This window comes from Agromyces sp. Y782, assembly GCF_059445405.1.
The window spans coordinates 648,669-662,495 of the sequence record NZ_JCAIUG010000002.1; the positions used below are offsets into that span (position 1 = coordinate 648,669).

Annotated in this window: 15 protein-coding genes; all 15 read left to right on the top strand. The window is 69.8% G+C overall.

The annotated features are described in order from the left end of the window. The first annotated feature begins 8 nt into the window (after positions 1 to 8). Positions 9 to 1,277: a bifunctional phosphopantothenoylcysteine decarboxylase/phosphopantothenate--cysteine ligase CoaBC gene (coaBC, locus tag AC1C2S_RS17225; RefSeq protein WP_495353822.1), complete on the top strand. Its 1,269-nt coding sequence runs from the start codon at positions 9 to 11 to the stop codon at positions 1,275 to 1,277. Beyond that, a complete protein-coding gene (gene metK, locus AC1C2S_RS17230) occupies positions 1,274 to 2,467 on the top strand; it encodes a methionine adenosyltransferase (RefSeq protein WP_495353823.1) in 1,194 nt (397 codons plus the stop codon). The genes coaBC and metK overlap by 4 nt, the downstream gene beginning before the upstream one ends. Position 2,468: 1 nt before the next feature. Then, positions 2,469 to 4,427, top strand: coding sequence for a primosomal protein N' family DNA-binding protein (locus tag AC1C2S_RS17235; RefSeq protein WP_495353824.1), 1,959 nt, complete (start codon positions 2,469 to 2,471; stop codon positions 4,425 to 4,427). Positions 4,428 to 4,552: 125 nt separating this feature from the next. Further along, a complete protein-coding gene (locus tag AC1C2S_RS17240; protein ID WP_495353825.1) occupies positions 4,553 to 5,116 on the top strand; it encodes a dTDP-4-dehydrorhamnose 3,5-epimerase family protein in 564 nt (187 codons plus the stop codon). Between the two features lie 50 nt (positions 5,117 to 5,166). After that, positions 5,167 to 6,102, top strand: a complete 936-nt coding sequence (gene fmt, locus AC1C2S_RS17245) for a methionyl-tRNA formyltransferase (protein WP_495353826.1) — start codon at positions 5,167 to 5,169, stop codon at positions 6,100 to 6,102. Beyond that, positions 6,099 to 7,544: an RsmB/NOP family class I SAM-dependent RNA methyltransferase gene (locus AC1C2S_RS17250; RefSeq protein WP_495353827.1), complete on the top strand. Its 1,446-nt coding sequence runs from the start codon at positions 6,099 to 6,101 to the stop codon at positions 7,542 to 7,544. Before fmt ends, AC1C2S_RS17250 begins: the two co-directional genes overlap by 4 nt. A gap of 9 nt (positions 7,545 to 7,553) precedes the next feature. Further along, positions 7,554 to 8,225, top strand: a complete 672-nt coding sequence (gene rpe, locus AC1C2S_RS17255; protein ID WP_495353828.1) for a ribulose-phosphate 3-epimerase — start codon at positions 7,554 to 7,556, stop codon at positions 8,223 to 8,225. Between the two features lie 9 nt (positions 8,226 to 8,234). Then, entirely contained in the window at positions 8,235 to 8,498 is a 264-nt protein-coding gene (locus AC1C2S_RS17260) for a phosphoribosyl-ATP diphosphatase (RefSeq protein ID WP_495353829.1), read from the top strand. Between the two features lie 61 nt (positions 8,499 to 8,559). Continuing rightward, entirely contained in the window at positions 8,560 to 9,399 is an 840-nt protein-coding gene (gene hisG / locus AC1C2S_RS17265) for an ATP phosphoribosyltransferase (RefSeq protein ID WP_495353830.1), read from the top strand. 7 nt (positions 9,400 to 9,406) lie between these two features. Continuing rightward, complete coding sequence (gene hisF / locus AC1C2S_RS17270; protein WP_495353831.1) at positions 9,407 to 10,168, top strand: imidazole glycerol phosphate synthase subunit HisF; 762 nt, start codon at positions 9,407 to 9,409, stop codon at positions 10,166 to 10,168. Then, positions 10,165 to 10,536, top strand: a complete 372-nt coding sequence (gene hisI / locus AC1C2S_RS17275; RefSeq protein WP_495353832.1) for a phosphoribosyl-AMP cyclohydrolase — start codon at positions 10,165 to 10,167, stop codon at positions 10,534 to 10,536. The genes hisF and hisI overlap by 4 nt, the downstream gene beginning before the upstream one ends. 15 nt (positions 10,537 to 10,551) lie before the next feature. Beyond that, positions 10,552 to 12,078: an anthranilate synthase component I gene (locus AC1C2S_RS17280; RefSeq protein WP_495353833.1), complete on the top strand. Its 1,527-nt coding sequence runs from the start codon at positions 10,552 to 10,554 to the stop codon at positions 12,076 to 12,078. A gap of 11 nt (positions 12,079 to 12,089) precedes the next feature. Continuing rightward, on the top strand, positions 12,090 to 12,788 hold the full coding sequence (locus AC1C2S_RS17285; protein ID WP_495353834.1) for a Trp biosynthesis-associated membrane protein: 699 nt from the start codon (positions 12,090 to 12,092) through the stop codon (positions 12,786 to 12,788). A gap of 34 nt (positions 12,789 to 12,822) precedes the next feature. Further along, entirely contained in the window at positions 12,823 to 13,053 is a 231-nt protein-coding gene (locus tag AC1C2S_RS17290; RefSeq protein ID WP_495353835.1) for a DUF6704 family protein, read from the top strand. After that, positions 13,053 to 13,826, top strand: coding sequence for an indole-3-glycerol phosphate synthase TrpC (gene trpC / locus AC1C2S_RS17295; protein WP_495353836.1), 774 nt, complete (start codon positions 13,053 to 13,055; stop codon positions 13,824 to 13,826). The genes AC1C2S_RS17290 and trpC overlap by 1 nt, the downstream gene beginning before the upstream one ends. The last annotated feature ends 1 nt before the right edge of the window (position 13,827 follow it).

Here is a 13,827-nt window from a genome sequence, read left to right on the forward strand (position 1 = left end):
AGGGCCGGATGACTCGGCTCAACATCGTCGTCGGCATCACCGGCGGCATCGCCGCGTACAAGGCCGTCGGCGTCATTCGCGCGCTCGTGCTCGCGGGGCACGATGTGCACGTCGTACCGACCGAGGGAGCGTTGCGCTTCGTCGGCAAACCCACGCTCGAGGCGATCTCTCGCAACCCGGTGCACACCGAGCTGTACGAGGGCGTCGCCGAGGTGCGGCACGTCGCCATCGGTCAGGCGGCCGACCTCATCGTCATCGCTCCGGCGACGGCGAACTCGATCGCGAAACTCGCCGCGGGCCTGGCCGACGACCTGCTCGGCAACGCGGTGCTCGCAAGCGAAGCGCCCGTCGTCATCGCGCCTGCCATGCACACCGAGATGTGGCGTCACCCCGCCACCCAGGCGAACGTCGCGACGCTGCGCTCCCGCGGCGTCACGATCGTCGGTCCGGCGGTCGGCCAGCTCACCGGCACCGACAGTGGGCCAGGTCGCATGGAGGAACCCGACGAGATCGTGCGCGCGGCGCTCGAGCGGGCGCTCGGCGCGAACGGTGCGGCCGCGTCATCCGCCGATCGCGGTGATCTCTCGGGTCTGCACGTCGTCGTCACCGCCGGCGGCACGCGCGAACCGCTCGATCCCGTGCGGTTCCTCGGTAATCGTTCGAGCGGCAAGCAAGGAATCGCGATCGCCGAGGCCGCGCGGGAACGGGGCGCGCGCGTCACGCTCATCGCAGCGAACCTCGAGGTCGCCGAACCCGATGGCTGCGACATCCGCCGTGTCTCGACGGCGCTCGAACTGCAGAGCGCTGTGACCAAGGCGGTGTCGGGCGCCGATGTCGTCGTGATGGCGGCGGCCGTCGCCGACTACCGCCCCGCGACGGTGAGCGAGGCGAAGATCAAGAAAGACCAGAGCGACGACGGACTCACGCTCGAACTCGTGCGCAACCCCGACATCCTCGCCGGCCTCGGCCATGCACCGCACGACGGCACCCTGCTCGTCGGCTTCGCGGCCGAGACCGAGGCCGACGACGATCGGCTGCTCGAACTCGGCCGGGCCAAGCTCGAGGCGAAGGGTGCCGACCTGCTCGTCGTCAATCGGGTCGGCTGGAATGAGGGCTTCGCGAGCGACGAGAACCGGGTCGTCGTCATCGGCACCGACGGCGTCGTCGTCACACGAGCACACGGAACGAAGCTGTCGGTGGCGCATGACATCCTCGACGTGGTTGTCTCGGAAGCGACGACTGCCGCGACGACGACGAAGGAATCCGATCCAGCATGAGCGCACTCCGCCTGTTCACCTCCGAGTCAGTCACCGAAGGGCACCCAGACAAGCTGTGCGACCAGATCTCCGATTCGATCCTCGACGCGCTGCTGCGTGAAGACCCGACGAGCCGAGTGGCGGTCGAGACCCTCGTGACCACCGGGCTCGTGCACGTCGCGGGCGAAGTGACGACGAGCGGGTACGTCGAGATTCCGGCGATCGTGCGCGAGCGCGTCACATCGATCGGCTACGACTCATCCGACGCATGGTTCGACGGGCGCTCCTGCGGAGTCTCGGTGTCGATCGGCGGCCAGTCACCCGACATCGCACAGGGCGTCGATCGCGCGTTCGAGTCTCGTGAGCGGGCCAGTGACGACGCGCTCGACCAGCAGGGGGCAGGCGATCAGGGCATCATGTTCGGCTACGCCACCCGTGAGACTCCAGAACTCATGCCGGTGCCTATCTGGCTCGCCCATCGACTCGCCGAGCGACTCGCGGCCGTACGCAAGAACGGCGAACTCGAGTACCTGCGCCCCGACGGCAAGACCCAGGTCACGGTCGGCTACGACGGGCAGGTGCCCAAGACGATCGAGACCGTGGTGCTCTCGACGCAGCACACTCGTGCCGTCTCGACCGAGCAGCTCCGGGTCGAGGTCGAAGAGCTCGTGATCCGTCCGGTGCTCGACCTGGTCGAACTCGCGCGCCCCGAACTCAACGTGCTCATCAACCCCACCGGCCGCTTCGAGATCGGCGGGCCGCAGGGCGACGCCGGGCTGACCGGGCGCAAGATCATCATCGACACCTACGGCGGCGCGAGCCGGCATGGGGGCGGCGCCTTCAGCGGAAAAGACCCTTCGAAGGTCGACCGTTCGGCGGCCTACGCCATGCGCTGGGTCGCCAAGAACGCGGTCGCCGCAGGCCTCGCCGACCGGCTCGAACTGCAGGTCGCCTACGCCATCGGCAAGGCGGGGCCGGTGGGCCTCTACGTCGAGACCTTCGGCACCGGAAAACTCCCAGACGAGCAGATCATCGCCGCGATCCGTGAGGTGTTCGACCTGCGTCCGGCGGCGATCATCCGCGATCTCGATCTGCTTCGGCCGATCTACGCGCAGACCGCGAGCTACGGCCACTTCGGCCGAGAACTGCCCGATTTCACGTGGGAGCGCCTCGACCGCGTTGACGAGCTCCGCGCCACTGCCAGGATCTGACGTGACCGGCGGCTCCGTCGCCCGTGTGCTCGTCGACTCGCCCCTGCCCCAGCTCGACCAGCTCTTCGACTACGCGGTGCCCGATCGGCTCCGTGAGGCGGCCGTTGCCGGGGTGCGAGTGCGGGTGCCGCTGCGATCGGGCGGGCGCATCGCCAACGGCTGGTTGGTCGAACTCTCGGAGACGAGCGAGTTCACCGGTCGCCTGAGCGAACTCGAAGACGTCGTCTCCGAGGCGCCGTTGCTCATGCCCGAAGTGTGGGCGCTGGCCCGCTCGGCCGCGGATCGCGCCGCCGGCAACGCCGGTGACATCCTTCGGCTGGCAATCCCCAGCCGGTATGTGCGAGCCGAGCGGGCGTGGCGTGCAGCAGAACCCGACCGCGGTGAGCTGCCGGCCCCGCCGCCCGCGATTCCTGGCTACGACCGGGGCCGTCTCGAGACCGGCATCGACGCGGGCGAGCGGATGGCGCTCGTCGCCGACCCCCGGCCGGTTCGGCTCGGCTCGGGCGAGTGGGTCGGTGCGTGGGCGGCGACGCTCGCGGCCGCGGCCGCCCACACGCTCGCATCCGATCGGTCGAGCCTCATCATCGTGCCCGATTACCGCGACCAGGAGCAGCTCCAGGCCGCCCTGGCCGATCGCGTCGACCCTCGACGTGTGCTGCGCACCGACGCGCGGCAGACGGGCGGGGAGCGCTTCCGCGCCTTCCTCGACGCGACGGCGCCCGATGCGCGCGTGATCATCGGCAACCGTTCGACGGTGTACGCACCCGCGACCAGGCTCGGCCTCATCGCCATGTGGGATGACGGCGACTCGTTGCAGAACGAGCAGCTCGCCCCGGGTGTGCACCCTCGCGATGCCGCGCTCATCCGGCAGGAGCAGTCGGGTGCGGCCCTCGTGTTCCTCGGTCACACGCGCAGCGTCGAGGTCGAGCGGCTCGTCGAGATCGGTTGGGCGCACGAGGTGACTGCCGTCAAGCATGTTCGACCCCGTGTCATTCCGACCGAGCAGCAGTCGGCGCCCGACCCCGGTTCGGCGCGCATCCCTTCGAGTGCGTGGCGTGCGGCGCAGCAGGCGATCCTCGAAGGGCCGGTGCTCGTGCAGGTCGCACGTCCCGGCCACGCGCCGCTGCTCAGCTGCGATCGTTGCCGTGAGCCTGCGCGATGCACCGCGTGCGGCGGCGCCCTGGTCGTGCCGCGCAGCGGCGGCGACCCGCGCTGCGTGCTCTGCGGCACGAGCGGGAGCACGTGGCGCTGCCCGGTCTGCGAGGGCGTGAAGCTGCGTGCTGTCACCGTCGGCGCGAGCCGCACGGCGGAAGAGCTCGGTCGGGCGTTCCCGACGTCCCGGGTCATCCTCTCCGACGGAGAGCGTCCGGTGCTCCGGGTGACTGCCGAGCCGGCCCTGGTGGTCGCGACGCGCGGTGCCGAGCCGATTGCCGACGGCGGCTACCGCGCCGTGCTCCTCCTCGACGGCGAGCGGATGCTGCTGCGTGAATCCCTCCGCGTCGCCGAAGACTGTCTGCGATGGTGGTCGAATGCCGCGGCGCTCGCGGCACCCGGTTCGCCGGTCTTTCTCGTCGGGGTTGCCGGAGCGCTGGCGACCGCGCTGGCGTCGTGGCGGCAGCCCGAGTGGGCGAGCGGTGAGCTCGCCGCTCGCCGGGCGCTGCGTTTCCCTCCCGCCGTGCGCGTGGCGAGCGTGACGGCTGCGCCCGCCTTGGTCGCCCGGGCGCTCACGGCGGCACGAGCCGCCGCCGATGGCGTCGATGCGCTCGGCCCGGTGCCCGCCGGCGAAGGGCTCGAGCGGGCGATCGTGCGATTCGACTACGCGGCCGGCGGTGCGGTCGCGAAGGCGCTGCGCGCCGAGATGATCCGAGTCGCCACCGAGCGGCGGCGGCCGGTCACGGGCAGGCCACCGAAGCGGCCGTCGGTGCTTCGAGTGCGCTTCGACGATCCCGAGGTCCCGTAGCCGGCGGGGTCTTCAGCGTTCGGTGCGTCGAATCGGCATGACTTCGGGGCGCTATCGTGGGGTGGTTCTCGCGGTTGGTCAAGCGACTCGCGGGTTTGCGACGTTCGAGCACGGAGGCGCTGAGGATGGGTTCATCGACCACGCAATTCACTGGGAAAACGACGGAGATTCCCGGATTGCTCGTGTTCGATGTGACCCGTGTCGAAGATTCTCGAGGATGGTTTCAGGAGAAGTACCATCGCGAGAAGCTGGTCGGCGCGGGTCTTCCTGCAACGTTCGACGTCGTCCAGACCAGCGTGGCTTTCAATGAGCGGGCATCGACTCGGGGGTTTCACGCCGAGCCGTGGGACAAGTACATCTCGATCATCGACGGCACCGCCTTCGCTGCATATGTGGATCTCAGAGCGGGGGAGACGTTCGGGAGGATCGTGACGACTGAGCTCCGCCCCGACAATGCGGTCTTCGTTCCAGCAGGTGTCGCGAACTCGTACCAGTGCTTGAGCGCACTTCATTACCTCTACAGCGTGAACCGACACTGGACCCCCGACGCCTACGAGCTGTACACCTTCGTGAATCTGGCCGACCCGGATCTTGCGGTGGACTGGCCGATCCCGCTCGGTGAGGCCGTTCTGTCGGGCAAGGACGAGACTCATCCGTTTCTCCGGGACGTCGAGCCGATCTCGCTCTGAGCTCGGGTCCCGGGGTCCCGTTACCGCTCGTTCGTCGGCGACAATGGAGTGTGCAGAAGCTCCGCATCATCTTCGCCGGCACTCCTGCCGCGGCTGTCCCGTCTCTCGAGCGCCTCTCGGCGAGCGACCATGATCTCGTCGGCGTCGTGACACGGCGACCGGCGCCGCTCGGCCGCAAGCGCGTGCTGACCCCGTCGCCGGTCGCACAGGCGGCGGCGCGCTTGAAGCTACCGCTCATCGAGACCAATCGACTCGACGCCGAGGCCACTGCGCGCATCGTCGAGCTCGCACCCGATCTCGGCGTCATCGTGGCCTACGGCGGGCTGGTGCGCGAGCCGCTGCTCTCAACGCCTCAGCGTGGCTGGATCAACCTGCACTTCTCCCTCCTGCCCGCCTGGCGAGGGGCCGCGCCCGTGCAGCATTCGCTCATCGCCGGAGACACCGTCGCAGGGGCATCCGTGTTCCAGCTCGTGCCTGAACTCGATGCGGGTGACGTCTTCGCGATGCAGGAACGACCGCTCGGAGGTGATGAGACGGCGGGGGAGTTGCTCGATGAACTCGCCGTCTCGGGGGCGCAGCTGTTGGCCGGCGTGGTCGACGGCATCGCCGAGGGTGCGGCGCACGCCGTGCCCCAGCGCGGTGAACCGACGTTCGCGTCGAAACTCACGATCGACGATGCGCGCCTCGACTGGTCGCTCCCCGCGTCGGAGGTGCGAGCGCGCTACCTCGGAGTGACGCCCGAGCCGGGCGCATGGACGACGGTCGACGGACAGCGAGTCAAGATACTGGGGCTCGACGGCGTCGACGAGGCGGCGGATGTCCCGGCGCTCGGGCCCGGCGAGATCGCCCGTGTTGCACGACGCCTGCTGATCGGCACGGCCACGAGGCCGCTGGAGCTGCGGCGGGTGCAACCCGCAGGCAAGCCGGCGATGGACGCAGGGGACTGGTGGCGCGGCGCCGCCCAGACCGCGGGGGTGGCCCGATGAGTGGTACTGGCCGGCCGCGCAGCGCCGGCGGCGGCACCGGGGCTCGGATCTCACCCGCACGCCTCGTCGCCGTCGACGTACTCGAAGCGGTGCGAACCGATGAGGCCTACGCGAACCTCCTCCTGCCTGCTCGCATCCGCCGTGCCGGCCTGAGTCGCGCCGACGCGGCCTTCGCGACCGAGTTGACCTACGGCACGCTGCGCATGCAGGGGTTCTACGATCGCGTCATCGAACTCGCCGCGAATCGCCCCGTCGGCGCCATCGACCCAGCAGTGCTCGATGTGCTGCGGCTCGGCGCGCACCAGTTGCTCGCAACCAGGGTCGCGACGCACGCTGCCGTCAACGAGCAGGTCGAGCTCGCGCGGAGGGCGGCGCCGAAGGCCGCCGGGTTCGTGAACGCGGTGCTGCGCACGATCTCGCGATCGTCACCCGAAACATGGCGAGAGCTCGTCGCCGAGGGCGCTGCCGGCGAAGATGCCCGCCTTGCCGCGGTGGCGAGCCATCCCGAGTGGATCGTGCGAGCGCTCCGCACCGCGCTCGAGCGCGAGGGTCGCGCCGATGAGCTGGAATCGCTCCTCGACGCTGACAATGCCTCGCCCCGCGTGAACCTCGCCGTGTTGCCGGGGCTCGATGTCGACACCGCTGGCATCGAGGGATTCGAACCCGATCGGTTCTCGCCGATCGGCGCGGTCGCCGACGACCCGATCGCCGCTGCCGAGGGCTCCGGCGGCCGCATCCGCGTGCAAGACGAGGGCTCCCAGCTCGCGGCACTCGCGCTCAGTCGTGCCATGCCCGTGCGTGCGGGCGAGCACTGGCTCGACCTCTGCGCCGGCCCGGGCGGCAAGACCGCGGTGCTCGCCGCGGAGGCGCTGACGGGTGGGGCCGTGCTGTCGGCGACGGAGACCGTGCCGGTTCGGGCGGAGCTCGTGCGCAAGGCGATCGCGGGGGTGCCGCTCTCCGTCGATGTTCACGTCGGCGACGGCCGTGACCTCGACCTCGAGGCGCTCGGCGCGCCTGCCGGCTTCGATCGCATCCTGCTCGACGCGCCGTGCACGGGGCTCGGCGCGCTCCGCCGCCGCCCCGAGGCGAGATGGCGCAAGGCCCCATCGGATGTCGCCGAGTTGGCGAAACTCCAAGGCGAACTGTTCGACAGCGCGTTCGCCGCGCTCGCGCCCGGCGGGATCCTCGCGTACGTCACGTGCTCGCCGCATACCGCCGAGACGCAGGGCACGCTCGCCGCCGCGCTTCGACGAGCAGGCACGTCGGCTCGTCAGCTCGACACGCGCGCTGTGGTCGAGGGGCTGTCGCGGCATCCGCTCGACCTCGCCGGCGAGGCCGAGACGGTGCAGCTCTGGCCCCACCGGCACGGCACCGACGCGATGTTCATCGCCCTCGTGCAGAAGCAGCACGATGCCCCCTCACCCGCGGGCACCGATCGGTAGGGTGGCTGCATGACGACGCGGATCAACCCGAGCATCCTCGCTGCCGACTTCGCGAACCTCGAGCGCGAGCTCGGGCGCATCGCGAGTGCCGACCTCGTGCACGTCGACGTGATGGACAACCATTTCGTGCCGAACCTCACCTTCGGCCTGCAGATGGTCGGGCGGTTGCAAGAGGTGAGCCCGATTCCGCTCGATGTGCACCTCATGATCGACGATCCCGATCGCTGGGCGCCCGGCTACGCCGAGACGGGTGCGTTCTCGGTGACGTTCCATGCCGAGGCCGCCTCCGACCCCGTGGCACTTGCGCGGCGACTCCGTGAGATCGGCGCCCGCGCGGGCATCGCTCTCAAGCCCGGCACTGATGTCGAGCCCTACCTCGAACTGCTGCCAGAGTTCGACCAGGTGCTCGTGATGACCGTCGAGCCCGGCTTCGGCGGTCAGTCGTTCATGTCCGAAACGATGCCGAAGCTCACCAGGCTCGCGAGTACGGTGCGCGAGACCGGCCTCGACGTGTGGTTGCAGGTCGACGGCGGCATCTCGCTCGAGACGATCGGCATCGCCGCCGCGGCCGGCGCGAACACCTTCGTCGCGGGTTCGGCGGTTTTCGGGGCCGAGGTGCCGGCCGAGCGCATCGCCGAGCTTCGTGACGCCGCGTCGGCGCACACCCACACGCACCGGTAGCCTAGAAGTGTGAAGACCTTCGACGAACTCTTCGTCGAGCTCGCAGACAAAGCCCGAACCCGACCAGAGGGTTCCGGCACGGTGCGCGAGCTCGACGCCGGCGTGCACGCCATCGGCAAGAAGATCGTCGAGGAGGCGGCCGAGGTGTGGATGGCCGCCGAGTACCAGAGCGATGACGAGACGGCTGAAGAGATCTCGCAGCTCCTCTACCACCTGCAGGTGCTGATGCTCGCGAAGGGGCTCTCGCCCGCCGACGTGTACCGACATCTCTGAAACGTCCATGGCTGCTCAGAACCGTCGACACGGCAGTATTGCCGAGAACCAGAGACAGAACATGCTCCGAATCGCCGTGCCCAACAAGGGCTCGCTCGCTGAAACCGCCGCGCAGATGTTGTGGGAGGCCGGGTACACCGGTCGCCGCGACCCGCGCGACCTGCACACCGCCGACCCTCGCAACGGGGTCGAGTTCTTCTACCTCCGCCCGCGCGACATCGCGACGTACGTGGGTTCCGGCGCGCTCGACGTCGGCATCACGGGTCGCGACCTCCTGCTCGATTCGGGGTCGGATGCCGTAGAGATCGCGCCGCTCGGATTCGGCGACTCGACCTTCCGCTTCGCCGGGCCGGCCGGCGGCTTCGTCGAGCTCTCCGAGCTCGACGGCGTTCGCGTGGCCACGAGCTACCCGGGTCTCGTGGGGGCGTTCCTCGCCGGTCACGGTGTCACCGCCAAGCTCGTGAAGCTCGACGGCGCGGTCGAGTCCGCTGTGCGGCTCGGCGTCGCGGACGCCGTCGCCGACGTCGTCTCCACGGGCTCGACACTTCGCGCGGCCGGACTCGAGATCTTCGGCCCCGTCATTCTCGACTCCGAGGCCGTGCTCATCGGGTCGGGGGTCGACAAGCCCGGCGCATCGACGTTGCTGCGACGGCTGCAGGGAGTGCTCGTCGCGCGCCAGTACGTGCTGCTCGACTACGACGTGCCGGTGGAGCACCTCGAACGCGCGACCGCTGCCGCTCCGGGATTCGAATCGCCGACGGTGTCGCCGCTGCACGACCCCGAGTGGGTCGCGGTGCGCGTCATGATCCCTCGCGCCGAGATGAACCACGTCATGGACGAGCTCTACGAGTTGGGTGCACGGGCGATCCTCGTGAGCGCCATCCACGCGGCACGGTTGTGAGGCCGGAGTGTCTCTCGCCGTCCGTGTGATTCCGTGCCTCGACGTGGCCGCAGGCCGCGTGGTGAAGGGCGTCAACTTCCAGAACCTGCGCGATGCGGGTGACCCCGTCGAGCTCGCGGCCCGTTACGCCGAACAGGGCGCTGACGAACTCACGTTCCTCGACGTCACCGCGACGGTCGACGCTCGATCGACGACCTACGACATGGTGCAGCGGGTGGCCGAACAGGTCTTCATCCCACTCACGGTCGGCGGCGGCATCCGCTCGACCGAAGACGTCGCGCGGCTGCAGGGTCACGGCGCCGACAAGATCGGCGTCAACAGCGCGGCCATCGCCCGCCCCGCGCTCATCGACGAGATCGCCGACCGGTTCGGCGCCCAGGTGCTCGTGCTCTCGCTCGACGTCAAGCGCTCGGGTCGCACCCCGTCGGGCTTCGTGGTGACGACCCATGGCGGCCGCACCGAGACCGACCTCGATGCGCTCGAATGGGCGCGCCGGGGCATCGAACTCGGCGCGGGGGAATTGCTCGTCAACTCGATCGACGCCGACGGCACGAAGGCCGGCTTCGACCTCGAACTCACCGCGCTCATGCACGAGCTCTCGACCGTGCCCGTCATCGCCTCGGGTGGAGCGGGCGCGGTCGCCGATTTCCCGCCCGCCATCGCGGCGGGAGCCGATGCCGTGCTCGCGGCATCCGTGTTCCACAACGGCGAGCTGACGATCGGCGAAGTGAAGGCCGCACTGGCGGCCGATGGGAGGATCGTGCGATGACCACGGAATCGACGGTCGATGAGGCGCTCGAGCGTGCAGTCTTCAACGCCGACGGCCTACTGCCCGCCGTCATCCAGCAGTGGGACAGCGGTGAGATGCTGATGCTCGGCTGGATGGATCGCGAGGCGCTCCGCCGCACCCTGACCGAGGGCCGAGTGACGTTCTGGTCGCGATCGCGGCGGGAGTACTGGCGCAAGGGCGACACCTCGGGCCACGTGCAGTACGTGCGCTCGGCCGCCCTCGACTGCGACGCCGACACCCTGCTGGTGAAGGTCGAGCAGGTCGGCGCCGCGTGCCACACCGGCACCCGCACCTGCTTCGACGGCGACCCGATCGCCGTGACCCCGGGGTTCCCACCAGCCGACTGACTTGAGGAGCACACGTTGGCCGACGCCACGACCACGTTCGACGAGTTCACCGCACTGCGCGCGGGGCGCCGCGTCGTGCCCGTCGTGCGCGAACTCTTCGCCGACGGTGAGACACCGGTGGGCATCTACCGCAAGCTCGCGGGCGGCCGGCCGGGCACGTTCCTGCTCGAGTCGGCGGAGCAGGGCGGCATCTGGTCGCGGTACTCCTTCGTCGGGGTCTCGTCGTATGGCGTGATCACCGAGGCCGACGACCGGGTGCGGTGGCAGGACTACGGCCTCAGCGCCGAACGCGCGCTCGGCGACGCCGCGGGCCTGGCCCCTCTGGCCGCGCTCGAGGCCTTGTTCGAACGGTGGCGCACCGAAGACGTGCCTGGCGCACCGCCGCTCACGGGCGGCCTCGTCGGGTTCATCGGCTGGGAGGCGATCCGACAGATCGAGCGGTTGCCGAATCGCCCGCCGTCGGAGTTCCAAATGCCCGGACAAGCGTTCGCGTTCGTCTCCGAGCTCGTGGTGATCGACCATCGCACGGGCACGGTGCAGCTCATCGCATCGGTGTTGAACGACCGTGGCGAAGACGCCGGTGCACTCTGGAACGACGCGCAGACGAGGCTCGACCGCATGCAGCGCGGTCTCGCGCAGCCCACCGAGGCGTGGCTCGCCGAGATCGACCTCACACGCGCCGCCGATCCGGTGCACCGCACCGAGAAGTCCGACTTCCTCGCCGCCGTCGATCGCTCGAAGGAGTACATCCGCGACGGCGACATCTTCCAGGTGGTCATCTCGCAGCGGTTCGAGCAGCAGGCGACGGCGCATCCGATCGATGTGTACCGCGTGCTTCGCAGCCTGAACCCGAGTCCGTACATGTACCTCCTGCATCTCGAAGACATGGCGGGGCAGCCGTACTGGATCGTCGGGTCTTCGCCCGAGGCACTCGTGAAGGTGCAGCAGAGCCGGGTGTTCACGCATCCGATCGCCGGGTCGAAGCCGCGAGGCGCGACTCCCGAAGCGGATGCCGACCTCGAGGCGGAGCTCATCGCCGACCCGAAGGAGCAGGCCGAGCACCTGATGCTCGTCGACCTCGCCCGCAACGACCTCGCGAAGGTCTGCATCGCGGGCTCGGTCGAGGTGACCGAGTTCATGCGCGTCGAGCGCTTCAGCCACATCATGCACCTCGTCTCCTCCGTCGAGGGTGATCTCGTGCCGGGGGCGAACGCGATCGACGTGTTCCGTGCGACGTTCCCCGCGGGCACGCTCTCCGGCGCACCGAAGCCGAGGGCACTCGAGATCATCGATGAGCTCGAGCCGGCGCAGCGCGGTCTCTACGGGGGAGTCGTCGGCTACTTCGGATTCGGCGGCGACGCCGACCTCGCCATCGCGATCCGCACGGCGACCATCTCGGGCGGCGTCGCCCGGGTGCAGGCCGGCGGCGGTCTCGTCGCCGATTCCGATCCCGAGTCCGAGTACCAGGAGTCGCGCAACAAGGCTGCTGCACCGCTTCGCGCCGTTGCGGTCGCCAACGCGATGAGACGGGTGGAGTCATGAAGCCGGCGCGCATGAAGCTGCCGACGATCCTCGCGACGATCGTCGCATCGGGGCTCGTGCTGCTCTCCTGGAGCCAGACCTGGTTCGAACTCGTGATCGAGGCGAGCACCGTCGCCGGTTCCGGTGAGCCGGTCGCCGTCGCAGGCAGCGTCGCCTCACCGGCACTCGCCGCGCTCGGACTCGCCGGACTCGCCCTCGTGGCCGCTCTGGCGATCGCGGGCCCGGGCATCCGTGTCGTGCTCGGCGTGCTCGAGATCGTGCTCGGCGGGTGCGTGCTGCTCGCCGCGGGCATTTCGCTGGCCGATCCGATCGCCGCAGTTTCTCCCGCGGTCACCGAGGCCACGGGCGTCGCCGGTGCCGCGCCGACGGCCGAGCTCGTGGCGTCCGCATCCCCGACGCTGTGGCCGGTGATCGCGATCGTGGGCGGAGCGCTCATGGTGCTCGCGGGCCTAGCGGTGCTCGTGACCGGCGGCCGCTGGCCGGGCTCGTCGCGGCGCTACGGTGGCGCGCGAGCGTCGAATGCGGGATCCGGCGACGGGGAACGCCCTGCCTCGGATCGCGCGATCGACGACTGGGACGGCTTGAGCCGTGGCGACGACCCCACCGGCGATCCCGCCGACGATCCGACCGGCGACCCGATCGGCGATCCGAGCGACGGCGAGGCCGCCGACCCGAACCATGACGAGAGCCCCAGCGGTCCGAACCGCTAGACTGACCGACGAAAACCCCGCACGAAGGAGCATCATGAGCATTGAGACCGCAGATCCCGGCCACGGACACTCGCCCGCGGCATGGACCGCCGTCACGATCATGCTCATCGCGTTCATCATCGGCACCGTCGCCTTCTTCTTCGAGCTGCAGTGGCTCGTCTGGGCTTCGGCAGGGCTCCTCATCGTCGGCCTTCTCGTCGGCTGGGTGCTCACGCGTGCCGGCTACGGCGTCGGCGGCTCGAAGGTCGCCGAAAAGGTGCACTGATGCTCGATGAGTTGACGGCGAACGCTGTCGCCGACGCTCTGGCGCGCCGCGAGAGCACGACGCTCGCCGAAGTCGAGGCAGCCGCGCTCGCGCGTCCGGCCGCCCTCGACGCCCTCGAGGCGCTCCGGCCGGCGGCCCACGTGAAGATCATCGCCGAGATCAAGCGGTCGAGCCCTTCGCGCGGCCCGCTCGCGTCGATCGAAGACCCTGCTGCGCTCGCCCGGAGCTACGAGTTGGGTGGTGCGAGCGCGATCAGCGTGCTCACCGAGGGGCGCAAGTTCGGCGGCTCCCTCGCAGACCTCGAGACCGTGCGTCGTGCCGTCGCCTTGCCGGTGCTTCGCAAGGACTTCATCGCGACGCCGTATCAGGTGTTCGAGGCCCGCGCCGCGGGCGCCGACCTCGTGCTGCTCATCGTCGCCGCGCTCGACGACACCCTGCTGCGCGAGCTCCACGATCTCATCGTCGAACTCGGCATGACGCCGCTCATCGAGACCCATTCGGCCGCAGAGCTCGAGCGAGCTGCCGCACTCGGTGCTCGCCTCATCGGCGTGAACGCCCGCGACCTCTCGACCTTCGAGCTCGACCGCGACCTCTTCGGCCGACTCGCCCCTCGATTCCCCGAGGGCGCGATCCGCGTCGCGGAGTCCGCGGTGCTGTCGGCTGCGGATGTCGCGCACTACCGCTCATCGGGCGCCGACGTCGTGCTCGTCGGCGAGGCGCTCGTCACGGGCGGCGACCCGATTGCCAACCTCTCAGCTTTCCTGGCGGTGTGAC